Source organism: Rhodococcus sp. NPDC003322, from assembly GCF_053589555.1.
In genome coordinates this window covers 1,016,101-1,037,567 of sequence record NZ_JBSFSC010000002.1, presented here as the reverse complement: position 1 = coordinate 1,037,567, position 21,467 = coordinate 1,016,101, and the positions used below count along the sequence as shown (strand labels likewise).

Here is a 21,467-nt window from a genome sequence, read left to right as displayed (position 1 = left end):
ACCGACGCGGGCGGGCCGGGTTCGCCGCGCGAACCCGGCCCGCCCGCGGCCGTCCCACTAGTGGATCTCGGCCTTTCCGCCGATCAGCGTGATGTTGCCGAACTGGAAGTCCTGCTGGGTGCCGCCCGGGATGGGACGTTCGTCACCGACCGGGTAGCCGAGCCTGCCGCCCTCCCAGCCCTGGCTGCCCCACGCGTCGAAGATCGGTCCGTTCTTCACCGACCAGGCCCCGCTGAGCGGGCTCCAGTAGATGTTGCCGTTCTCGAACACGTTGTAGCGGCCGCCGTCGCGAATCGGACCCTGCTCGCTGGTCTTCGGGAAGCCGAGCCAGCTGTTCTCGTAGCCCAGTTCGCCGTACTTCTTCATGATCAGGCCCTGGACGCCGTTGGCGCCGGTGGTCGGGCTCCAGTAGATGGCTCCGATCTCGAAGCCCTGGACCGCACCGTCCTTGTTCGGCGTGTTGATCTCGTCACCGACCGGGTAGCCGAGCGGACCGGTCTCCCAGCCCTGCGAGGACCACAGGTCCCGAATGGCGCCGCGGACGGCGTGCGCGCCGGTCTGCGGGGTCCAGTAGATCGAACCGGCCTGGAAGTGGTTGCCGCGACCGCGACCGTCCGGGGTACCGAACTCGCTGGTCGTCGGCAGGCCGAGCGGACCGGACGGACCGCCCATCGCCTGGTACTCGCCACCGATCATGCCGGTCACGACCTGCGCACCGGTGCTGCCGGAGAAGAAGATCCGGCCATTGCGGAAGTCCTGGGCCACTCCACCTGCGACGGGATACTCACCGGTGACGCAACCGCTCAGCCACGGGTTCGCGTTCGCGACGGGCGCGATCGCCCCGCCGACCCCGCAGGCCGGGGCGCTGGCGTCGACGCCGAGGGCGCTCGCCACCTGCGGCCACGCCTGGTGCATCTCGAACTGCCAGTACGGCCACGAGTGGGTGCCGGACGGCCGGTAGTTGACCTGCGCGGGGATGCCCAGCTTGTTCAGCTTGGTGGCGAACGACTGCGACGTCAGCCGGGACAGGATCTCGAGCCCCATGCCGGCGTAGTTCGTGGACACCCCGGGGATGCCCGACGGCTGGTCGTACGGACCGGCCATGCCACTGCCGCTGGAGATGTACAGGCTGGTGCCCTTGAGCTTCTCCGCCTGGATGTACGGGTCGTGCGCGGCCCACAGCGGGTTGGTCGGCAGGCCCCACATCTTGTTGACGTTGTAGCCGCCCGCGTCGTTCATCGCGTACTGCAGCGCCTGCGGCATGCCGAGCGAGGTGGTGCTCAGGTAGCCGGAGAACGAGCCCGCGAACTTGAAGAACCCGGGATTGCGGGCAGTGAGGAACATCGCCGACGTGCCGCCCATCGACAGGCCGATGACGCCGCGAGTCTCGGTGGTGCGCAAGCTGTTCTGCAGCACCGACGGCAGTTCCTTGGTCAGGAACGTCTCGAGTTGGTAGAACTTGCCGTTGTCGGGCTCGAGCCAGTCGGAGTAGAAGCTGGACTGGCCGCCGACCGGCATGACGACGTTGACGTTCTTGTCCGCGTAGAAGCTGGCGGCGTCGGTCTCGATGGTCCAGCCGCTCTCGTCATCGCGGGCACGCAGACCGTCGAGCAGGTACAGCGCGGGGAACGTGGCGTCGGGCTTGGCGTTCCAGTCCCGCGCCAGCAGGATCTGCACCTGGAACGGTGCGCCCATCGCCGCGGAGTCCACCCACAGCGCGACGCGGCGGTCGGTGATCCACTGGACCTTCGACACACCCGGGATCGACCGGGACGGCGCCGCCGCGGACCGGGCGGAGATCACCCGCGGCGCGGGCGCGACCGTGGTCGTCGGGGCCACCGTCGTGGTGGTCGTCGTGGGCGCAACCGTCGTGGTGGTCGGGGCGACCGTGGTGGTGGTCGGGGCCACCGCCTTCGAGGTCGTCGTCGGCGCCGCGGTCGTCTTCTCGACCGGCTCCAACGTCTCGGCGGCCGGGGTGACCGCCGGCGTGGTCGTGGTCGCGGTCGGGGTGGTCGTCGACGGTGCCGCGGAGGCGACCGCGGCCGTCGTCAGGCCCGCTGCGGTCGGGAGGACGAGCGCCGCCGCCACGAGCGCCAACGCGCGGCGGCGTCGCTCCTGCGATCCGGTACTTCCCCCGAAACGCACCCCCAACTTTCTCGATGTTGGTCGCATGTGACGGTGACTCTCTTTCTGCTGTCGGCCCGGTCCCGCGGAACCCGGCGGCTGTCGGCCTGCCCCGACTCACCCGTGCCCATGTGACACCTGAACACTCGTGTGCCCATTTGTACACGTTGGGCTGGTGTGAAGCCTGTGACGCGCGGTGGCGTGTGCCGTTTGTTACATGCCCTTCAAATGACGGATGCCGCCCTGCAGCGTCGAGAAGGCGCGCAGGGCGGCATCCGGGTCGTCATCGCCTGGGCGATCCGGTCACCAGGCGTTCAAGGTGTCGAGGATCTGCGTGCGGGCGTTGAAGAGCTCCGCCGACCAGTACGGCCACGAGTGGGTGCCGTTCGACGGGAAGCTGTAGGTCGCCGGGATCCCGAGGGTCGCCATCCGGGCCTGGAAGGCGCGGGTGTTGACCAGGGCCAGGGCCTCGAGGCCCATGCCGTTGGCGGTGTTGTAGTAGTCGATCGGCTTGCGCGGGTTGTCGTACTCACCGGGCAGACCGCTGGCCGACGAGATGTACAGCGACAGGCCCTTGAGCTGCGGGGCGAACACGAACGGGTCGTTGCGCAGCCACGCCTTGCTCCACGGCGGGCCCCACATCGAGTCGACGTTGAAGCGGCCGGCGTCGAGCATCGCGACGCGGATCGCCTCGCGCATGCCGGGCGCCGAGATGTTCAGGTACCCGGACAGCGAGCCGGCGAACTTGAACTGGTCGCGGTGGTAGGCCGCCAGCGTCAGTGCCGCGGAGCCGCCCATCGACAGGCCGAGCACGCCGTTGTTGGAGCGCGAGACGCCGCGGGTCTCGAGGTAGGCCGGGAGCTCCTCGGTGAGGAAGGTCTCCCACTTGTAGGTGCTCTTCTGGCCGTTGAAGTTCGACGGCGCGATCCAGTCGCTGTAGAAGGAGGACTGGCCACCGACCGGCATCACCAGGGTGACGTTGTCGCCGGCGTACTGCTGCAGAGCGTTGGTCTCGAAGGTCCACGCGTTGCGGTCGTCACGCGCCCGAAGTCCGTCGAGCAGGTACAGCGCGGCGTCACCACCGCGGGCCGCCCACTGAATCTGCACCTTGATCGGGCCCATGGAGGAGGGAACCATCACCTCTTCGAAGCCACCCGACGGCGCGCGATGCGTGATCGGTGCGGCGCCGGCGACGGCGGTCCCCGCAATACCAGCGGTGACGGGCAGCACGAGCGCTGCGGCCGAAAGGCCGAGGAGGCGTCGCTTGAGGTTCTGGAACCTCGACCTGCCAATACGCATGAATATTGCTCTCTTTCTCTCCTGCGGTGCCCGCCGAAGCGGCCCGGAAGTCTGGCACTTAGGCCACGGCTCTGTCGGTCCCGCGCACGCGGAACCGACAGTGGAACTGATCAAGGTCACACTGCGCTCGCTGGACTGTATGCGAACGCGTGTGGCCTGACAACCGGTGCCTCGGCCCCCGATCTTCTGTCTGATCCGAGGCTCGGTACCGAGGCGAACACGTCAGTAACATCGCTGACCGTCGCCCAGCGTTACACAAACGTGATGTAGCCACCATGTGAGCTGTCCTACCGCTCCGGCGGCATGGTCAGCCCGCACCGCTGGATCTCGTAGGCGGGAACCCGGTCGATGCGGTACCCGGCGTAGTGGAACGCCCGTTTGAAGTTTCGGATGAAAAGCGGCCGGTTCAGCTCGCCCCGCGACGACGCCAGCAACTCCTGGGTGTCCGGACAGGTGAGCGCCACCTGGGCCTGTGCCACCCAGTTCTCGTCGAGGTACCAGGGCAGCCACGGGTGGACGTCCACCATGCCGGTGTCGGCGACCACCCAGTCCGGATAGAGGGCCTTGTCGTGCCCGATCCGGCCGTCCCCGAGGCGCTCGGTGTGCGCGGCCAGCGGGTACGCCAGACCCATCTGGTCGATGACCTTCACGTCCAGCCCGACGTTCATGCTCGTCATGCCGAGATTGAGGAAGAACACCGTGTGACCGGCCCCTCCCTCGGGGATCGGCGCCGGCGGCGGGACGAGATCCCAGTAGGTGTAGTAGGCGGCAGGCAGCAGCAGTCCGCCGTCGGGGGTGTTGTTGATCGTCTCGACCATCGCCCGCATCCGCGGGTAGTCGAGGTAGTCCTCGGCCCGGATCGGGTGAGCGTGCCCGGTGTTGAGGACATAGAAGTTGCGTTCGTCGACGATGCCCGACTTTCCGACGACCGTGCCGTTCGGCATGCCCTGCGCGGTCGAGGCGACGATCGCCCACACCACCGTCGCGAGCCAGGCCAGCGAACCCGCCGCGAACAGTGCGGTGGCCGGGGTGCGGCCCCACTGGTCGCGCCGCGGCACCCGCACCGGCAGCACGGCGATCGGCAGGATGAGACAGAACAGCACCGGCAGCAGCACCCGGCCGTGCATGAAGTCGCCACCGACCCGCACCGAGTAGATGCCGAGCAGCAGGCCCGTCCCGACGAAGAGCAGCACCACCGCCGACGGTGTGTGCAGGCGGGCGAGACCGGTCGCGCCGACCCGGTCGCCGGGCAGACCGAGCCCGAAACGCCGGTACGCGAGCCACCCGAGGTAGCCGCCGACGATCGCCAGCGGCAACCACAGCCAGTACGGCCCGACGAGGTTCCACAGGTAGGTCAGGCCCTGCGCCCACTTGGCGCCGCCCGCGTCCTTGGACACCGCGGTGTTCGGATAGGGCAGGCCGTAGTAGCCCATCCGCCAGATCTGGTACCCGACCGGGACCGCGCCGGCGACCACGACGATCGACGCGCGCATCCGCCAGGTGCCGGGCGTCAGGAACAGCATCAGCAGCACCAGGGCGGCCAGGACGACCATCTCGGGTCGGACCAGCGGCCCGAGCCCGGCGATGAACGCGAGCACCAGCACCCGGCCGGGGGACGGGTCGCGCTGGGACCACTGCACCATCAGCAGCCACAGCACCGCGATCCAGCAGATGACCAGGCAGCTCTCCAGACCGGAGGTCGCGAAGTCGCGGGCCGGAGGCACCGCGATGTAGGCGAGCGCCCCGGCGGGCAGCAGCAGCGTCCCGGCGGTGCTCGCCGGGCCCCGCCCCCGCCACAGCGCGGCGGTCCCGACCATCGCCAGCACCACCGCCGCGACCGAGAGCACCAGCGCCAGCGTCAGCACGACGTATTCGAGCCGGATGTGGGTGAGCCAGCCGAACGCGTAGATCAGATACGTCCACAGGGTGCTGGTGTTCGCCTCGACCCGTTCACCCGCGTTGAACACCGGCCCGTTGCCCGCAAGGAGGTTGCGCACGGTGCGCAGCACGATCAGCCCGTCGTCGGCGATCCAGCGGCGCTGCCACGCACCCCAGAAGAACAGGGCACCGGTGATCACGACCCCGCCGAGATAGACGAGCCGCGCCACCGGCGCCGAGACGGTCTCCGACTCGTCGTGGGCGGGTGGCGCGTGCTCCTCGGCGCGGCCGATGTCAGGCGATGTAGACAGCGACACCCACCACTCCGATCCACGCGAGCGCGAGGAACTGCAGTACCCGGTCGTGCAGCGCGATCTCCTCCGGCTCACCGGCCTCGCCGCCGTCGATGTCGACGGCGTACCGCAGGATCGCGACGGTGAACGGGATCATCGAGATGGCGAACCAGTTCGACCCGGTGGCCTGGTCGCGCTCGAAGGCCCACAGCCCGTAGCAGATCACCACCGCGGTCGCGGCGAGCGTCCAGACGAACCGCAGGTAGGTGGCGGTGTAGTACTCGAGGGACTTGCGGATCTTCGCGCCGGTGCGTTCGGCGAGCTGCAGTTCGGCGTACCGCTTGCCCGCGGCCATGAACAGCGAGCCGAACGCCATGATCAGCAGGAACCACTGCGACAGCGGGATCTCGGCGGCCACGCCACCTGCGATCGCGCGGATCAGGAAGCCCGAGGACACGATGCAGATGTCGAGCACGGCCTGGTGCTTGAGCCCGAAGCAGTAGGCCAGCTGGATGACGATGTAGACCGCCATGACCAGCGCCAGCTGCCAGTTGGCGACGAACGACAGCAGGATCGAGCCGGCCAGCAGGACGACCGCCATGCCGTAGGCCATGTTGACGGGCAGCACCCCGGCCGCGATGGGCCGGAACCGCTTGGTGGGGTGCTGGCGGTCGGCCTCGACGTCCATCGCGTCGTTGACGAGGTAGATGCCCGATGCGGCCATGCAGAACACCACGAACGCCAGCGCGACCGGCAGCAGGACGTCGGCCTCGGTGACCGAGCCCGCGGCCAGTGGTGCGGCGAGGACCAGAACGTTCTTCACCCACTGGCGCGGGCGGACCGCCTTGACGATTCCCGCGGCCAGCGACTTCGGGGCGGCAGTGACCTCGGTCGGGTGCTCGCTCATCTCTCTCCAAACTTCCGCTCGGCGCGCAGCAGCGCTGCGGCCGAGGCTGCTCCCAGGGCGGACCCGGCAAGCACGTCGGTCGGGTAGTGCACGCCCAGCACGAGCCGCGACAACAGCATCGGGGGCACGAGCACCGCGGGCAAGGGTAGCCCGGTCAGCCGACCGAGCAGCACGGCGGCGGCGGTCGTCGAGGTGGCGTGGGAAGACGGGAAGCTCAGCTTGCTCGGCGTCGACACGTTGACCTGCACGGACGGGTCGTTCGGCCGGGGCCGGCGGACCACCCGCTTGATCACGATGGACGCGGCGTGTGCACCGACCGCACCGACGGCGACCCCCGCCCACTGCCGACGGCGGGGCCGGTCGAGCGCGGCACCGACACCGGCGACCGCGACCCAGCCGAGGGCGTGCTCACCGAAGTGGGACATCCCGCGCGCGGCCTTGATCACGGCGGGGTTCGCGCCGATCGTGGACTGCACCTGGTTGAGGACCTTGACCTCAGATGCCGAAGACACGCTCCCACCTCTCCTTACTGGTCAGCGACGGCACCGCCGCGGCGTACTCGCGCTTGAGATCGGGGAACCGGCGGGCCAGTTCGCGACGCAGTCGCATGGCCTCCTTGAGCAGCCCCCACGCCTGCCGGGGGTCACGCTTGCGGTAGACGACGCCGCGCCCGTCCGCGGTGGTGACGGTGACGCCGTCGACCTGCGAGAGCAGGAACCAGCGGGCGTCGAGTGTCGGCACGTTCAGCTGTGGGCGCTCGTGGTGCTCGTCGTTCGCGGGAGTCGCATTGTGCACCAGCCCCTTCCCGAGCCGAACCAGCTTGGCGAGCGGGTTGCCGGGCTCACCGACGGCGCCGACCCCGGCACCGGACGGCAGCGGCAGATCCGTCGACGACGGCAGCACCACCGCGTCCGGGTACTCCCGGCGCATCGCGTGGACCTCGCCGAGGGCGGTGGGCAGCAGGTCGAAGATGTGCTCCGGACCGCCGAGGAAGTCGCGGATCGCCTGGTTCTGGATCGCGATGGTGGAGTACTCGAGGCACAGCAGGTGCTTGAGCGTCGCCTTGACCGTGTTCACGACCAGGCCGCGGCCGTTGCCGGGCATGTGCAGGGAGGCGACCACGAGCCGGTTGCGCAGGTGGAAGTACGCCTGCCAGTCGATCGCGTCGTCCTTGTCGGACCAGGCCATGTGCCAGATCGCGGCGCCGGGCATGGTCACCGTCGGGTAGCCGGCGGCGCGGGCCCGCAAGCCGTACTCGGCGTCGTCCCACTTGATGAACAGCGGCAGCGGCTGGCCGATCTCCTCCGCGACGACGCGCGGGATCATGCACATCCACCAGCCGTTGAAGTCGACGTCGATGCGCCGGTGCAGCAGCTTCGAGTTCTCCCGGTCACTGAGCGGGTACTTGGAGAAGTCGTGGTCGTACTCGACGTTCGGGGCGGCGGACCACATGAAGATCGAGCGGTCGACGACCTCGCCCATCGTGTGCAGGTGACTGCGTTCCTGCAGGTTGAGCATCTGCCCGCCGACGAGCATCGGGGACTTCGCGAACCGGGACATCGCCAGCGCCCGCAGGATCGAGTCGGGCTCGATCTCGATGTCGTCGTCCATGAACAGGATGTGTTCGCAGTCGGTGGTCTTCAGCGCCTCGTACATGACGCGGCTGTAGCCGCCGGAACCGCCGAGGTTGGCCTGGTCGTGGATCGCGAGGCGGTCGCCCAGGACGGCGGCGGCCTCGGTGAACCCGGGCTCCTCGCGGACCTTGCGGGTGCCCTGGTCCGGGATGATGACGGCGTCGATCACACCGAGCACCAGCGGGTCCGAACCGAGCGCGGTGAGCGCCTTGACGCAGTCGGTGGGCCGGTTGAAGGTCGGGATGCCGACGGCGACGCGGCCGGCGCCGGGCGCCTCGATCGGGGCGTACCAGCCGGCGGCGACGAGCTCGACCTCGGTGTCGGTGGTGATGTCGAACCAGATCCAGCCGCCGTCCTCGAACGGCGCGAGCTCCACCTCGAACTCCACGGTCGCCGACTGCGCGTCACCGCGGAACTCCTTGCCCTGCACGTGGATACGCGAGGAATCGGCCTTGGAGCGGTAGACGTCGACGCGGCCGTGCCCGGACAGTTCCAGTCGCAGCACCACCGACGTCAGCACGCTCCACCGGCGCCAGTAGCTGGCCGGGAACGCGTTGAAGTAACTGCACATCGACACCTCGGACTCGGCGCCCAGTGCCAGTGCGGTGCGCGAGAGCGAGTGCGCCCGCCCGGCATTGGTCGGCGACTCCTCCAGGTAGAGGGTGCGCACGTCGAGCGGCTCCCCGGCACGCGGGAGGATCACCCGCTGCAGCAGCGCCTTGCCGAGCAGGCCGTGGTCGTCGAACAGGGTGTCCTGTTCGACCAGGTTCTTCGAGCTCATTCGCCGGTCCCGCCCGCGAGCGGCGCGCCCGACTCGAGGTGCGGGCGCAGCGTGTTGTCGAACATGCTCAGCGCGCTCGCGATGGCCATGTGCATGTCCAGGTACTGGTAGGTGCCGAGGCGGCCGCCGAACAGCACCTTCGAGTTCTCGGTCTCCGCCTTCGCCCGCAGCCGGTACGCCTCGAGCTTGGACCGGTCCTCGGGGGTGTTGATCGGGTAGTACGGCTCGTCGGTGGACTCGGCGAACCGGGAGAACTCGCGCATGATGACCGTCTTGTCGGCCGGGTAGGTGGTGCGCTCCGGGTGGAAGTGCCGGAACTCGTGGATGCGGGTGTACGGGACGTCCGCGTCGTTGTAGTTCATCACCGGGGTGCCCTGGAAGTCGCCGGTCGGCAACACCTCGGTCTCGAAGTCGAGGGTGCGCCAGCCCAGCTCGCCGTCCGCGTAGTCGAAGTACCGGTCCAGCGGGCCGGTGTAGACGACCGGGGCGTCGGGGCTCGCGGCGCGCAGCTCGTCACGGACGTCGAACCAGTCCGTGTTCAGGCGCACCTCGATGTTCGAGTCCTTCGCCATGTTCTCCAGCCACGCGGTGTAGCCGTCGACGGGCAGGCCCTCGTAGGTGTCGTTGAAGTACCGGTTGTCGAAGGTGTACCGCACCGGCAGCCGCGTGATGTTGCCCGCGGGCAGGTTCTTCGGATCGGTCTGCCACTGCTTGGCGGTGTAGTCCCGGACGAACGCCTCGTACAGGGGGCGGCCGATCAGCGAGATCGCCTTCTCCTCGAGGTTGTTCGCGTCCTTCGTGTCGATCTCGGCGGACTGTTCGGCGATCAGCGCGCGCGCCTCGTCCGGGGTGAAGTACTTCCCGAAGAACTGCGACACCAGGCCCAGGCCCATCGGGAACTGGTATGCCTGCCCCTTGTGCATCGCGAAGACGCGGTGCTGGTAGCCGGTGAAGTCGGTGAACTGGTTGACGTAGTCCCAGACCCGCTTGTTCGAGGTGTGGAACAGGTGCGCCCCGTACTGGTGGACCTCGATGCCCGTCTCCGGCTCGGCCTCCGAGTAGGCGTTGCCGCCGATGTGGTGCCGACGGTCGAGGACGAGCACACGCTTGCCGAGCTGTGTCGCCGCCCGTTCGGCGATGGTGAGTCCGAAGAATCCGGACCCGACGATGATCAGGTCGTATTGGCCGGGGGTCGCGGAGCCTGGGGATACGGAGGTCACGGGCAACCAGGGTATCGGACCCGGCGGCGGCGCCGCCTGTGTGTGCGGCGGCGGCGCCACCCGTGTGTGCGGCGGCGGCGCCGCCCGTGCGCGCCTCCGGTGGCCGGGACCACCAGAAACGCACCGGGCGCAGGGCGTCACGCGCCGTCGGCACAGCGATCCGCCTACTGCATGTATGCGTGAAGGGCATTTCGGACGAATTCGGCACCGGCGTGGCCGCCGTAGTTGGCGGCGAACCGCTCGTCCTCGACATACATGTCCGCGAGGCCGAGGACGTACTCGCGGACCGGGGCGCCGCGGTACCCGGGCGTGCCGGGCACCGAGGCCAGCCATTCGACGTGCCTGCGGGCCAGGTCCTGCGCCTGCGGGCCGTCGGGGGCGACGCCCGACGCGGCGGCCGCCGTCCAGTCCGCGCCGAGCCGTTCGGCGAGGGCCTTCCAGTCGCCGCGCTCCCCTGGAGACATCGACGTCCACCAGCGGTCGCTGTCGGCGTAGGCCTGCCGGCCCCACCGCTGCTCGACCTCCTCCTTGTACTGCGTGTGGTCGAAGCCGTCGAACATCTCGTTCGCCATCAGTGGTTCTCCGTTCCGTGTCTTGCGCAGCGTGGTGCGCACCGAGTCGATCTGGCGGCCGAGCCGCTCGCGTTCGCGTTCGAGCAGTTCCAGGTGGGTGCGCAGGGCGGCGGCGGTGTCCCGCTGCCCGGCGAGGACCTCCCCGATCGCGTCCAGCCCGAGCCCGAGTTCGCGGAGCAGCAGGATCCGTTGCAGCCGGACGAGGGCGTCCTGGTCGTAGTAGCGGTACCCGTTGGCGCCGATGCGGCTCGGCGTCAGCAGTCCGCGGTCGCCGTAATGCCGCAGGGTGCGGCTGGTGGTGCCGGCCGCCTTGGCCAGCTCCTGGATCGACCATTCGTTCATGTCGACAAGCGTGCAGGTTGACGCTGCGTCAATGTCAAGGCGGCTGCGTCACCCGCGCGGCCGCAGGGCCGCATAGCGTGGCCGCCGTGACCTTCGACCTCGACGCGTACCTGTCCCGGATCGGCTACGACGGCGACCGGACACCCACTCGCCCGGCGCTCGACGCGATCGCGGCCCACCACACCCGCACGATCCCGTTCGAGAACCTCGACCCGTTCCTCGGCACCCCGAACCGGTTGGACCTGGCGTCGCTGCAGGCCAAGCTCGTCGACGGTGGCCGCGGCGGCTACTGCTTCGAGCACGGCCTGCTGCTGCGGGCGGCGCTGCTCGATCTCGGTTTCACGGTCACTGCGCTCGCCGCGCGGGTGCTGTGGGGGTCGGACATCGACGCGATCACCGGCCGCACCCACATGCTCCTGCTCGTGGATCTGGGTGACGAGCGGCGGGTGATCGACACCGGGTTCGGCGGCATGACCCTGACCGGGACGCTCCGGCTCGAGCAGGACACCGTGCAGCCGACGCCACTGGAGCCGTTCCGGCTGGTCGACCTGGACGGCGACTGGGCGATGCAGGCACGCGTCGAAGACGAGTGGCGCACCACCTACCGGTTCGACCTGCACCCCCAGCACCCGATCGACTACGAGCCGACCAACTGGTACCTGTCGACGTGGCCGCAGTCCCGGTTCGTCACCGGGCTGATGGCAGCCCGCGCCACCCCCGACCGCCGGTTCGCGCTCGCGGGCCGTCGGCTGACGGTCCATCACGCGGACGGCGCGACGGAGCGGCGAGTGATCGCCGACGCCGGGGAGTTCCGCGAGGTCCTCGAGCGGGACCTGCTGATCGACACGTCCGGGCTGTCGGGGCTGGACGCCGCGTTCGACCGACTGCCGTAGGCCAGCCTTACATTGCTGGCCGGATTCGGTTGAGGCCGATAGCGTTTCCGGCATGAGCGCCTCAGTGCACACACCGAACGACGGCGACCCCTCCGATCCTAGCCACCCGTCCGAACCACACGGCCAGGGCCTGAACGCGAAGCTGAACTGGCTGCGGGCGGGCGTGCTCGGCGCGAACGACGGCATCGTCTCGACAGCGGGTCTCGTGGTCGGCGTCGCGGCCGCGACCGTGGACCGCGGCGCGATCTTCACGGCAGGCATGGCCGGCCTGGCCGCGGGTGCGGTGTCGATGGCACTCGGCGAGTACGTGTCGGTGAGCACCCAGCGTGACACCGAACGGGCGCTGCTCGCGAAGGAGCGCGCCGAGCTGCGTGAGGTTCCCGACGCCGAACTGCAGGAGCTGACGGTCCTGTACGAGGCGAAGGGCCTGTCCCCCGCCACCGCGCGGACGGTCGCCGAGGAGCTGACCGCGCACGACGCGTTCGCCGCGCACGCGGACGCCGAGCTGGGCATCGACCCGGACGAGCTGACCAATCCGTGGCAGGCGGCGGGTTCGTCGGCGGTGTCGTTCACGATCGGTGCGCTGCTGCCGCTGATCGCCATCCTCGCGACCCCGGCGACCGTGCGCATTCCGGTCACGTTCGCGGCGGTCCTGGTCGCCCTGGCGCTGACCGGAAGCCTCAGCGCCCGGCTCGGCGGAGCGCGGCGCGGACGGGCGGTGCTGCGGGTGGTGATCGGCGGCGCCCTCGCGATGATCGTGACCTACGCCATCGGTCAGGCGTTCGGCACGTTCGCCTGATTTGGCACGAGCGCCGGCACCACGAACTGTTCGACCATCGCCCGTTCGTCCTCGGCGTCGAGGCCGGGAACGGTGAGCAGCGAGACGATCACCCGCACCACCCAGCGCGCCTGCCGGGGCAGCTCGCCGACACCGCCGCGTGCGGCGTCGGCGAGGAACGTCACCCCGAGCACCTCGATCACCTCGGAGGTGCTCGCCAGCTCCGAGGCGATACCGGCATCCCCGACCGCGAACCACACTGCGAGCGTAGGTGTTTCGCGAACCCTCCGGACCGCGGCGAGGATCGCCTCGGTGATTCGCTGCGCGGGGTCGGCGATCGACGCGACGTCGGCGACGACCCGCTCACCGACCCGCCGGGCCTCCCGGTGCACGAATGCCCGGTGCAGGGCCTGCCGGCCGTCGAAGTAGCGGTACAGCGTGGCCCGGGAGCAGCCCGCCGCCTTGGCGATCTCCCCCATCCCGGTGGTCGCGACCCCGCGCTGCACGAACAGGTCCGCGGCCGCGTCGAGGATCTTCTCGGCGGCGGCCTCGGACCTCTCGTCCCGCAACCAGGTCACGAGCGCACCCGGAACGGCACGTGCATCGGGCGACGGACGTAATTGCCCGGGGCGTAGACGATTCCGTCGACGTCGACCTCGAAGTCGGGGCACCGGGCGAGGAGTTCCTCGAGCGCGACGCGGGCCTGCATCCGGGCGGCCGCGGCGCCGAGGCAGTGGTGCCCGCCGTGGCTGAAGGTCATGATCTGCCGGGGCGCACGCAGCACGTTCAGTTCCTCCGCGTCGTCCCCGTACATTCGCTGGTCGCGGTTCGCGGAACCATAGACCAGCAAGGTCTTTCGTCCGGCCGGGATGGTGACGCCGTGCAGGTCGACGTCGCGGGTGGTGGTGCGGGCGAGCCCCTGTACCGGTGAGGTCAGCCGCAGCAGTTCATCGACGGCGTCCGGGATTCGGGACGGGTCCTCGAGCAGCAGCGCCCGCTGGTCGCGGTGCAGGGTGAGCAGCGCCGACGAGCCGCCGAGCATGCCGGTGGTGGTGTCGTTGCCGCCGGTGACCATGGTGAACGCGAATCCCAGGATCGACAGCAGCCCGGACATGTCGCCGTCGGCGCCCATCCCGGCGGACACCAGGTGCGAGATGGTGTCGTCGCCGAGGTCCCCTGCGGCTGCGTCCGCGTGTCTGCGGGCGATCAACTCCCCGAAGTACGCCATCAGCTCGCCGACCGCGTTGGCCGCTTCGAGCGGATCGCCGGTGGCGTTGGCCGCGACGATCGCCTCGGTCCAGCCGTCGAAGCGGCCCCGGTCCGCCTCCGGCACACCGAGATAGTGCGCGACCACCATGCTTGGCAGCGGCTTGAACAGTTCGGTGACGATGTCGCCCTCACCGGCCGCACGCAATCCCTCGAGGCGCTCGACGACGAACTCGCGCACCGCCGGCTCGACCGCCTCGACCTGCCGCGGCGTGAAGCCGCGGGCGACGAGTTTGCGGAAGTCGGTGTGCTGCGGCGGATCCTGCATCACCAGCGGCGGATTGTCCCCCAGGCCGATCTTGTCGAGCTCGCCGTAGCTGGTGGTCAGGCCGTCCGCCGACGAGAAGGTCTCGTGGTCGCGGGCCGCGGCGAACACGTCGGCGTGCCGGGTGAGCACCCAGTAGTCGTCGTGCGGCGCCGACGCGGGCACCACGTGGTGCACCGGGTCGTGGTCGCGCAGCGCCGCGTACATGCCGAACGGGTCGCGCCAGGTCTCCCCCGAGGGCGGTACGTACGCCGCCTTGCCGGACATAGTCGTCGTCATGTGTCGAGAGTGAGACATATCTCGACATGTGTCAAGACCCGCGCCTGCGCTAACTCATCCCACTGCGGATCCAGTGCTGGACGCGCCAGACGATGTTGTAGAGATTCCACGGCTTGACGTCGAAGGTGTCCCACGGGGTCTGACCCACGCGGGTGGTCCACTCCGGGATCCGCCCGCAGCAGATCCGGTGTCCGAACACGCGGAAGAGACCGTCGCAGAAGGCAGCACGCATCGAGAGTTCCTCTCGTCCAGTCGCCGGCCCCACATCGGGGCTAGCGTTGGTGCGTGCTCATGGCGACAACGTAGCAGGGCCGCACGACACCCGAGCACCGACGAGACGGACCCGGCCCGCCCGTGGTGGGCGAGCCGGGTCCGCGATCACGGGTCGGGCGCGTGTCAGCCGGCGCTACCGGTGCCTGGCAGTTCGGAGAGCACGACGCTGGCGTCGATGACCTGCGCGCCGAGGGTCTCGGTCCACACGATGGCGCCGCCCTCGAACATCCGGAAGCGTCCGCTCTCATCCGGCATGGACATCTCCGGGCCGATCGGCTTGCCCAGAGGTCCTGCCTCACCACCGATTTCGGCGTACTTCTTCTCGATCTCGGTCGGGGTGACCGGCGCCTCCTGCGGCGCGGGCTCGGCCTGCAACTCCGGGCCGGGGGCGGGGCTCGGTCCGGCACCGGGGACCAGCCCCTCCGTGACGGTGAACCAGTCGGACTTGATGCCGAGCCTGGTCCGCGCGTCCTTGCCGGACACCCGCGCGGTGCCACCCGACCCGACGACCTCCAGTTCGGTGACCCGGCCGCCGTCGGCGCCGAGGTTGTTGCGGCCGACCACTGCGATCGAGTGCAGGTCGCCGACACCGAACGCCTTGCCGATCTCACCGGCGGTCAGGGTCTGCGTCCAGTCGTGGGTGGGCGAGAGGGCGTCGCCGATGTCCTCGACCGAGGCGAACTCACCGCCGGCGGTGTATCCACCTGTGGAGGAGGAGAATTCGGCCGACACCGGCTGCCCGTTCTTCGTGACGACCTTGCCCGCGGTGGTCCGGACGGCCTCGGTGGTGCGGGGGTCCTCCTTGCTCGACCCGCCGTACACCTGGCAGTCCTGGGTGTCGCAGGTCTCCGCGTAGGGGTACCTGTGTTCGGCGGCGGCGTAGGACCGGGCGGCAATCGCCTGCGCGCGCAGTGCCTCCTTGCCGCCGGTGTCGGCCCACTCGGCCTTCGACTCGACGGGCACGACGCCGAGCAGATAGTCCTCGAGGTCCACGTGGTTGAGGACCCGCCCCTCGGCACCGTCGAGCGCGACGCCGAGCGATCCGCGGAAGGCTTCTCCGCCACACAGTTTCAGATGCTCGTTCGGGGGACGGTCGGTGCCGAGGTCGATCGGATCTACCCACGGGTGGTCGGTGGCCGCCTGCCACACCACGGCGCCGTCGCAGCCTTGGGTGACGACGACCGCCGCGCCGCCGCCCGGGGTCGCGGTCAGGTGCACCGCCTGGCCGGGCTCCACGTTCTGTCCGGCCACCCGCGCGCCTGCGTCGGAGAACGCGCTGAGCACCCGGCCGTCGAGACCGACCAGCCGGACACCGATCCGCGTGTCCGTGACGTCGCCGAGTTCGGTGCCGCCGTAGTAGTGGCCGACGATACGTTCGGCGGACCAGCCCTCGTTCCTGGCGTAGCCGTAGGCGCCCCACTGCCCCATCCCGCGCCCGTGGCCGTGGCCGTGGCCGGACAGGGTGAACGGGGTGTCGGCCGCGACCGCCGGGGTCACCTCGGGGTCGCCGGAGCCGACCGTGACGACGCCGATCGCGCCGGCCGCGACGAGCGCCGGTACGGCCCCGAGGGCGAGTGCCCGCCGCAACGGGGACGTGCTTCCCCCTCGGTTTCGTCCTCGCAGGGTCACTGTGCGACGGAGCTTCGCCATCTTCTGCTCTCCTCGTCGGCGGCGTCATCACCCGGTCGCGGAACCGTGAAGTGGTCGTCGGCCGGGCTCGAGCAAAGTCTCAATCTAAAGTTGAGGCTTAGGTAATCTGTGGCTAGTGTTGCAAGAGTGCTCGGCATTGGCAACATCTGTCACATTGGTAACACCAGCAACATCAGACAGTCGGACGTAACGTCTTGACGGCCGGCGCAGACCGCACACGCCAGTAGCAACCGAGGGAGCCGTTTTGCCGCACCGTCGACCGAAGTCGTCGATCGTCCTGGGGACGGTCGCCGCCGTGGCCATCGCAGCCCCGTTCGCGGTTTGGGGCGTGACCAGCACTTCCGGGATCCGTTCGACCGCCGACTCCTCTCCGGTCGCGATCCCAACCCAGATCGCCGAGATCGGCCTCGCCCAGATCCCCGACGTCGTCATCCCGCTCAAGGAACTGACCGGGCTCGACCTGCCCGATCTGCGCCTGTCGGATCTGAAGAAGCTGCCGCTGCCGACCGAGATCGCCATCCCGCAGGGCCTGCCCCTGCCCGAGGGGATCACCCTCCCGGAGACCATCAAGATTCCGACCGAGCTGCTGCCGTCGGCGCCCGCGGACGTCGCCGAGCCGGTCACCCCGGCACCGCCGGCGGCCGTCCCCGAGCAGGATCTCGGGACCGCGGTCAAGGAGATCGTCCGCGACACCCCGTTCAGCATGATCGCGTTGACGTCCGAGCTGGGAACGACGGCGGCGAAGGTGCGCGCGAAGCTGGCCGACGGCTCGTGGGGACCGTGGTTCGCGACCGAGCAGCTCGACACCGGCAAGACCGACCAGGCGCCGGGGGGCAAGACCGGCACCGAGCCCGTGTACGTCGGCAACACCACCGCCGTGCAGGTGCTGGTGACGAAGGCCGCCCAGGCCGTCGCCGCGCTGCCGACCGGCTCCGCCGACCAGACGCTGCCCAACGTGCTGACCCCCACGGACCCGACGAAGGATCCGGTCGCGTTCGCGCCCGCCGCCGTCAGCACACCCCTGCGTGGCCAGGACCCGGCCCAGCAGCTGGCCGAGGGCGTCACCGCGGTGCTGATCGCGCCCGGCTCCGGGAACGTCGACGCCTCGCTGTCCGACATCGCGACCCCCCTCGGCGGTAACGGGCCGAGCGTGATCACCCGCGCCCAGTGGGGCGCCGACGAGTCGCTGCGCTGCGAGGAACCGACGTACGACGACATGCTCGGCGGCGCGACCGTGCACCACACCGCGGGCAGCAACGACTACACCCGCGCCGAGTCCGCGGAGATCGTCCGGTCGATCTACGCGTACCACGCGCAGACGCTCGGCTGGTGCGACGTCGGCTACAACGTGCTGGTCGACAGGTACGGACAGATCTTCGAGGGCCGGGCCGGCGGCCTGGACCGCAACGTGCAGGGCGCGCACGCCGGCGGGTTCAACGAGAACACCTTCGGCATCGCGATGATGGGCGACTTCTCGACCACCGCCCCGCCGCAGGCCACGATCGACTCCGTCGGCCGGTTCCTCGGCTGGCGGCTGGCGAAGGCCGGCCTCGACCCGCAGGGTCACACCACGATGTGGTCCGAGGGCACCGAGTTCACGCCGGTCCCGCAGGGTCAGGCGATCGACCTGCCGGTGATCTTCGCGCACCGCGACGTCGGCAACACCAGCTGCCCTGGCGACGCGGCCTACTCGAAGATGGACCAGATCCGCGCCATCGCGAAGGCCAACCCCGACGGCGGCTCCGCCGGCTCCGGCATCCTCGCGGCGGCACCGGCCAAGCCGGCGACCGACGCGGCGGCCACGGCACCCGTTCCCGCCACCACGAACGAGACCGGCACCGGCGGCGGGCTGCTCGACACCGGCTCGGTGGGGGCGCTGGTCACCGAGATCCTCAAGCTCACCGACCAGTCCCCGATCGCGCAGAAGTGGATCGCCGAGGGCGGCGACACCGGCAGGCTCGGTGCGGCCCTGACCGGCGAATTGCCCGCGAAGGCGGGGAACCTGCTGGTCAAGTTCGCGAACGGCGTGATCTCGACGTCACCGAACGGTGGCGTGTGGACCGTGCTCGGCAAGATCTACGAGACCTGGCAGCAGAGCGGGCTGGACGCCGGATCGCTCGGCCTGCCGATCAGCGACGAGTACTCGGTCCCGGACGGCAAGCGCGCCGACTTCGAGCAGGGCTCGCTGATCTTCAACGAGGTCACCGGGGTCGTGACGACAGTGCTCAAGGCGTACAACGAGGCGTACGCGCAGGCTCTGACGGAGAATGCGCCCGCCGATGTCGCCGCGCCGGTCGCGGAGGCACCGGTCCCGGCACCCGCCCCGGCCGAAGCGCTGGTCCCGGCGCCCGCACCGGCAGGCTGACGCCGGCCCAGTACCGGAATGAAGGTGCCCCTCGACCGCACGAGGGGCACCTTCATCCGTTTCACCGCCGGTGCAGCCCGAGCCGCAGCGTCTCGTCGATCACCCGACGCAGGTGCCTGAGCTCGTGGATGTCGCCGAACACCGGGTCCGGGTCGGGCGGCCACAGGCCGCGGATCTCGACTCGGGCCCGCTCGGCCACCTCGGGATGGGTCGCGAGCAGGGCAGTGCGAACGGCAGTGTGCCCGAGTCGGTTTCGCGCCCGGGGAATACAGCCCGAGTAGTCGACCACTCGAATCCGCCGACGCCGGGCCCACACCCGATCAACCGACGACCGGAAGCCGTCCCCGGTCAGCCCACCCACCAGCGCTCGAGCACTCGGGCGACGCCGTGGTTGGAGTTCGACGCGGTCACCTCGTCGGCGGCGGCGATCGCGTCGTCGTGGGCGTTCGCGACGGCGACGCCGTGCCGGGCCATGCTCAGCATCGGCACGTCGTTCGGCATGTCGCCGAAGGCGAGGATCGCCGAATCCGTGATGCCCAGGTGCTCGGCGAGCACCGCCAGCCCGGATGCCTTCGTCACACCCGGTGCGGCGACCTCGATCAACCCGTTGTTCGTCGAGTAGGTCAGGTCGACGCGGTCGCCGACGAGCGGTGCGAGCCGGGAGATCATGTGGGCGCTGGCGATGCCCGGCAACCTGATCAGCAACTTGACCGCCGGGTGCGCCAGCACGTCCTCCGCGGACATCTCGGTGTTGTCCGGGTTCAGCCAGGCGTGCTCGTACCCGGGCGAACTGACGAACTGCGGGGTGGCCGCGTCGTGGGCACTCGCCCCGACGCGCTCGGCCGCGACCCCCGCGCCGGGCAACGCCGCCTCGGCCAGCTCGGCGACCCAGGTCAGGGTGTCGGTGGAGAGGGTCTGCGCGCTCAGCACCCGGTCGGTGTCGCTGTCGTAGATGACCGCCCCGTTGGCGCAGACCGCGAGCGGGGCGTAGCCGAGGCCGTCGACGACCGGGCCGATCCAGCGGGGCGGGCGGCCGGTGGCCAGCACGAACGGCACCCCGTCGGCGACGGCGGCGTGCACGGCGGCGCGGGTGCGGTCGCTGATCCGCTCGTCGTCGTCGATCAGGGTGCCGTCGACGTCGCTGGCGATCAGTTCGGGCTTGGTGTGGCGGTGATCCTGCACTGCACCCATCTTGCCGCACGGGGCACCCGCGTGCCGCAGACGCGCCGGGGACGGCCGACTCCACCCGGCGGTCGGTGACGTCACTGTGGTTGCGGCTTAGCCGTTTTCACGGTACGAGGGCTCGCCGGTCGAGCCGCGACCCGGGGAGGCGACATCGGACACACCGACGTCGGCCGCGCGGAACGCCGCCTCGGGGCCGCTCTGCGTGAGCGCGGCGCCCGCGGGAACCGGCCGCCCATGCCGAGGCGGAGACGGCGCAACAATGCAGTCCACGGACGGAGAATCCGGGCCGAGTCCGTGCCGCACCAGGCCAAATCCAAACCTGCAACACGTGTGATTGCTTAGACTAACTTTTGCTGACTTTTAGCTGTCTTCCTGCGGTTTATCCGATTTGGTCCGATTCCATGACCACAGAACACGTTCTCGTTTATGGTCCACATCGCAAACACGTTTCCTTGGGCAAGCAACGACCCGACCTTGAGGAGTCCAATGCAGTTCACCCCCCTGCGCCGCGCCGCCGTCCCCGCCGGTGTTGCCGCAGCCGTCGCCGCCAGCGCACTGCTCTGCGCCTCCCCCGCCTCCGCGGCGACCAACACCGTCGAATTCGCCGGCGCCTGCCAGGCCCGCGCGATCCTCACCCAGCACATGTCGCAACCGCTGGGCATGGGCATCACCGCACCGGATTCGGCGAAGGTCGGCGAGACCTTCAGCTACACGCTGCAGCCGACCGTGAGCTCACTGCCGGACAAGGAGTCGATCGCCACCACCATCGACATCCAGCGGCTGAAGATCGACTGGGACCTCCCGTCGAATGCCGAATTCGTCTCCGCAACAGTCGTTCCCGGAACCGGGAAGGGCATCTCCGGTGTCGCCCCCACCGTGATCCGGGTCAACGACGCAGGTGAGCCGGACGCAGCGGGCACCATCCTCCGGCTCTCCGGGGACAACGAGACGGTCGCCAACGGACCGAAGTCCAGCACGAACACGCCCGGTGGCATCGCGGTCGAGAAGACCAAGACCGATCTCGACGGCAATCCGACCGCCGACGGTTCCACCAAGTTCCAGCTCCCCGCAGTCGAGGTGACCGTCACGGCGCTCGCCGAGGGCGTCATCGCCCCGACGGTCCGGGTCTCCGGGGACTCGGCGAACTACAACAGCGACAAGAACTACGACACCTTCCTGGCCCGCGCCAACGCGCTCGGCAGCACCCAGAACGCCCCGACCTTCTGCACCCCCAAGGACGGCACCCGGCCTGCAAACGACGTCCCGGTCAACAAGGGCGGCCAGGGCCTCGCGACGATCACCGTCGGAGCGGGCACCGTCGATCCCGGCCCTGACCCGGATCCGGGCACCGACCCCGGAACGGGCACCGGATCGGTCGACTTCGGCTCCGTGACAGAGATCTTCGGCTCCTGACCTCGTCTCCGATGGAACAGGCCGGTCCGCGTGACGGACCGGCCTTTTCG

General features: G+C 69.8%; 19 protein-coding genes. 5 read left to right on the top strand and 14 right to left on the bottom strand.

Annotation, left to right across the window (positions count from 1 at the left end; all coding sequences use genetic code 11):
• Nucleotides 1-57: 57 nt before the first annotated feature.
• Nucleotides 58-1,839, bottom strand: coding sequence for an alpha/beta hydrolase-fold protein (locus ACWDUM_RS11145; RefSeq protein WP_450134198.1), 1,782 nt, complete (start codon nt 1,837-1,839; stop codon nt 58-60).
• On the opposite strand from ACWDUM_RS11145, the gene ACWDUM_RS11140 reads away from it, so the two are divergent.
• Nucleotides 1,733-2,176, top strand: a complete 444-nt coding sequence (locus ACWDUM_RS11140; RefSeq protein WP_450134210.1) for a hypothetical protein — start codon at nt 1,733-1,735, stop codon at nt 2,174-2,176. The two genes, ACWDUM_RS11145 and ACWDUM_RS11140, sit on opposite strands and share 107 nt — an antisense overlap.
• Nucleotides 2,177-2,427: 251 nt before the next feature.
• Here the strand turns inward: ACWDUM_RS11140 and ACWDUM_RS11135 are convergent, their stop codons facing one another.
• From ACWDUM_RS11135 to ACWDUM_RS11105, 7 genes are all read right to left on the bottom strand, one after another.
• Nucleotides 2,428-3,423, bottom strand: coding sequence for an alpha/beta hydrolase (locus ACWDUM_RS11135; protein WP_450112646.1), 996 nt, complete (start codon nt 3,421-3,423; stop codon nt 2,428-2,430).
• 287 nt (nt 3,424-3,710) lie between these two features.
• Complete coding sequence (gene zomB, locus ACWDUM_RS11130; protein ID WP_450134013.1) at nt 3,711-5,618, bottom strand: flagellar motor control protein ZomB; 1,908 nt, start codon at nt 5,616-5,618, stop codon at nt 3,711-3,713.
• Nucleotides 5,596-6,501: a decaprenyl-phosphate phosphoribosyltransferase gene (locus ACWDUM_RS11125; protein ID WP_450112644.1), complete on the bottom strand. Its 906-nt coding sequence runs from the start codon at nt 6,499-6,501 to the stop codon at nt 5,596-5,598. Before ACWDUM_RS11125 ends, zomB begins: the two co-directional genes overlap by 23 nt.
• Nucleotides 6,498-7,013, bottom strand: coding sequence for a phosphatase PAP2 family protein (locus ACWDUM_RS11120; protein ID WP_450112643.1), 516 nt, complete (start codon nt 7,011-7,013; stop codon nt 6,498-6,500). Before ACWDUM_RS11120 ends, ACWDUM_RS11125 begins: the two co-directional genes overlap by 4 nt.
• A complete protein-coding gene (locus ACWDUM_RS11115) occupies nt 6,997-8,916 on the bottom strand; it encodes a glycosyltransferase (protein ID WP_450134012.1) in 1,920 nt (639 codons plus the stop codon). The genes ACWDUM_RS11120 and ACWDUM_RS11115 overlap by 17 nt, the downstream gene beginning before the upstream one ends.
• Entirely contained in the window at nt 8,913-10,136 is a 1,224-nt protein-coding gene (glf, locus tag ACWDUM_RS11110; RefSeq protein WP_450112641.1) for a UDP-galactopyranose mutase, read from the bottom strand. Before glf ends, ACWDUM_RS11115 begins: the two co-directional genes overlap by 4 nt.
• A gap of 164 nt (nt 10,137-10,300) precedes the next feature.
• The gene (locus ACWDUM_RS11105; protein WP_450134011.1) at nt 10,301-11,050 is read right to left on the bottom strand and encodes a TipAS antibiotic-recognition domain-containing protein; all 750 of its coding nucleotides are present in this window, start codon (nt 11,048-11,050) and stop codon (nt 10,301-10,303) included.
• An 86-nt stretch (nt 11,051-11,136) separates the two neighbouring features.
• On the opposite strand from ACWDUM_RS11105, the gene ACWDUM_RS11100 reads away from it, so the two are divergent.
• On the top strand, nt 11,137-11,943 hold the full coding sequence (locus ACWDUM_RS11100) for an arylamine N-acetyltransferase family protein (RefSeq protein ID WP_450134010.1): 807 nt from the start codon (nt 11,137-11,139) through the stop codon (nt 11,941-11,943).
• Nucleotides 11,944-11,995: 52 nt separating this feature from the next.
• Nucleotides 11,996-12,742, top strand: coding sequence for a VIT1/CCC1 transporter family protein (locus ACWDUM_RS11095; protein WP_450112638.1), 747 nt, complete (start codon nt 11,996-11,998; stop codon nt 12,740-12,742).
• On the opposite strand, the gene ACWDUM_RS11090 is transcribed toward ACWDUM_RS11095, so the two are convergent.
• From ACWDUM_RS11090 to ACWDUM_RS11075, 4 genes are all read right to left on the bottom strand, one after another.
• Complete coding sequence (locus tag ACWDUM_RS11090) at nt 12,718-13,299, bottom strand: TetR/AcrR family transcriptional regulator (RefSeq protein ID WP_450134009.1); 582 nt, start codon at nt 13,297-13,299, stop codon at nt 12,718-12,720. The genes ACWDUM_RS11095 and ACWDUM_RS11090 overlap by 25 nt on opposite strands.
• Complete coding sequence (locus ACWDUM_RS11085; RefSeq protein ID WP_450134008.1) at nt 13,296-14,531, bottom strand: cytochrome P450; 1,236 nt, start codon at nt 14,529-14,531, stop codon at nt 13,296-13,298. The genes ACWDUM_RS11090 and ACWDUM_RS11085 overlap by 4 nt, the downstream gene beginning before the upstream one ends.
• A 49-nt stretch (nt 14,532-14,580) precedes the next feature.
• Nucleotides 14,581-14,763, bottom strand: a complete 183-nt coding sequence (locus ACWDUM_RS11080; RefSeq protein WP_450134007.1) for a hypothetical protein — start codon at nt 14,761-14,763, stop codon at nt 14,581-14,583.
• Nucleotides 14,764-14,927: 164 nt separating this feature from the next.
• Nucleotides 14,928-16,454, bottom strand: coding sequence for a SpoIID/LytB domain-containing protein (locus ACWDUM_RS11075; RefSeq protein WP_450134006.1), 1,527 nt, complete (start codon nt 16,452-16,454; stop codon nt 14,928-14,930).
• Between the two features lie 244 nt (nt 16,455-16,698).
• Here ACWDUM_RS11075 and ACWDUM_RS11070 point away from each other — a divergent pair, with 244 nt between their 5' ends.
• Nucleotides 16,699-18,819 carry an N-acetylmuramoyl-L-alanine amidase gene (locus ACWDUM_RS11070; RefSeq protein ID WP_450134005.1) on the top strand — a complete coding sequence of 707 codons (2,121 nt, stop codon included), beginning with the start codon at nt 16,699-16,701 and terminating at the stop codon, nt 18,817-18,819.
• Nucleotides 18,820-18,880: 61 nt separating this feature from the next.
• On the opposite strand, the gene ACWDUM_RS11065 is transcribed toward ACWDUM_RS11070, so the two are convergent.
• Nucleotides 18,881-19,018 carry a hypothetical protein gene (locus ACWDUM_RS11065; RefSeq protein WP_450134004.1) on the bottom strand — a complete coding sequence of 46 codons (138 nt, stop codon included), beginning with the start codon at nt 19,016-19,018 and terminating at the stop codon, nt 18,881-18,883.
• A gap of 149 nt (nt 19,019-19,167) precedes the next feature.
• Nucleotides 19,168-20,010: an HAD family hydrolase gene (locus ACWDUM_RS11060; protein WP_450112629.1), complete on the bottom strand. Its 843-nt coding sequence runs from the start codon at nt 20,008-20,010 to the stop codon at nt 19,168-19,170.
• 480 nt (nt 20,011-20,490) lie between these two features.
• Here ACWDUM_RS11060 and ACWDUM_RS11055 point away from each other — a divergent pair, with 480 nt between their 5' ends.
• On the top strand, nt 20,491-21,417 hold the full coding sequence (locus ACWDUM_RS11055) for an Ig-like domain-containing protein (RefSeq protein WP_450112628.1): 927 nt from the start codon (nt 20,491-20,493) through the stop codon (nt 21,415-21,417).
• Nucleotides 21,418-21,467: the final 50 nt, after the last annotated feature.

Excerpts from the sequence above, each read along its gene's own strand:
- ACWDUM_RS11135 (WP_450112646.1), bottom strand. The coding sequence starts at position 3,423 with ATGCGTATTGGCAGGTCGAGGTTCCAGAACCTCAAGCGACGCCTCCTC.
- ACWDUM_RS11125 (WP_450112644.1), bottom strand. The coding sequence starts at position 6,501 with ATGAGCGAGCACCCGACCGAGGTCACTGCCGCCCCGAAGTCGCTGGCC.
- ACWDUM_RS11115 (WP_450134012.1), bottom strand. The coding sequence starts at position 8,916 with ATGAGCTCGAAGAACCTGGTCGAACAGGACACCCTGTTCGACGACCAC.
- ACWDUM_RS11105 (WP_450134011.1), bottom strand. The coding sequence starts at position 11,050 with ATGAACGAATGGTCGATCCAGGAGCTGGCCAAGGCGGCCGGCACCACC.
- ACWDUM_RS11095 (WP_450112638.1), top strand. The coding sequence starts at position 11,996 with ATGAGCGCCTCAGTGCACACACCGAACGACGGCGACCCCTCCGATCCT.
- ACWDUM_RS11085 (WP_450134008.1), bottom strand. The coding sequence starts at position 14,531 with ATGACGACGACTATGTCCGGCAAGGCGGCGTACGTACCGCCCTCGGGG.
- ACWDUM_RS11080 (WP_450134007.1), bottom strand. The coding sequence starts at position 14,763 with ATGCGTGCTGCCTTCTGCGACGGTCTCTTCCGCGTGTTCGGACACCGG.
- ACWDUM_RS11075 (WP_450134006.1), bottom strand. The coding sequence starts at position 16,454 with ATGGCGAAGCTCCGTCGCACAGTGACCCTGCGAGGACGAAACCGAGGG.
- ACWDUM_RS11060 (WP_450112629.1), bottom strand. The coding sequence starts at position 20,010 with ATGGGTGCAGTGCAGGATCACCGCCACACCAAGCCCGAACTGATCGCC.
- ACWDUM_RS11055 (WP_450112628.1), top strand. The coding sequence starts at position 20,491 with ATGCAGTTCACCCCCCTGCGCCGCGCCGCCGTCCCCGCCGGTGTTGCC.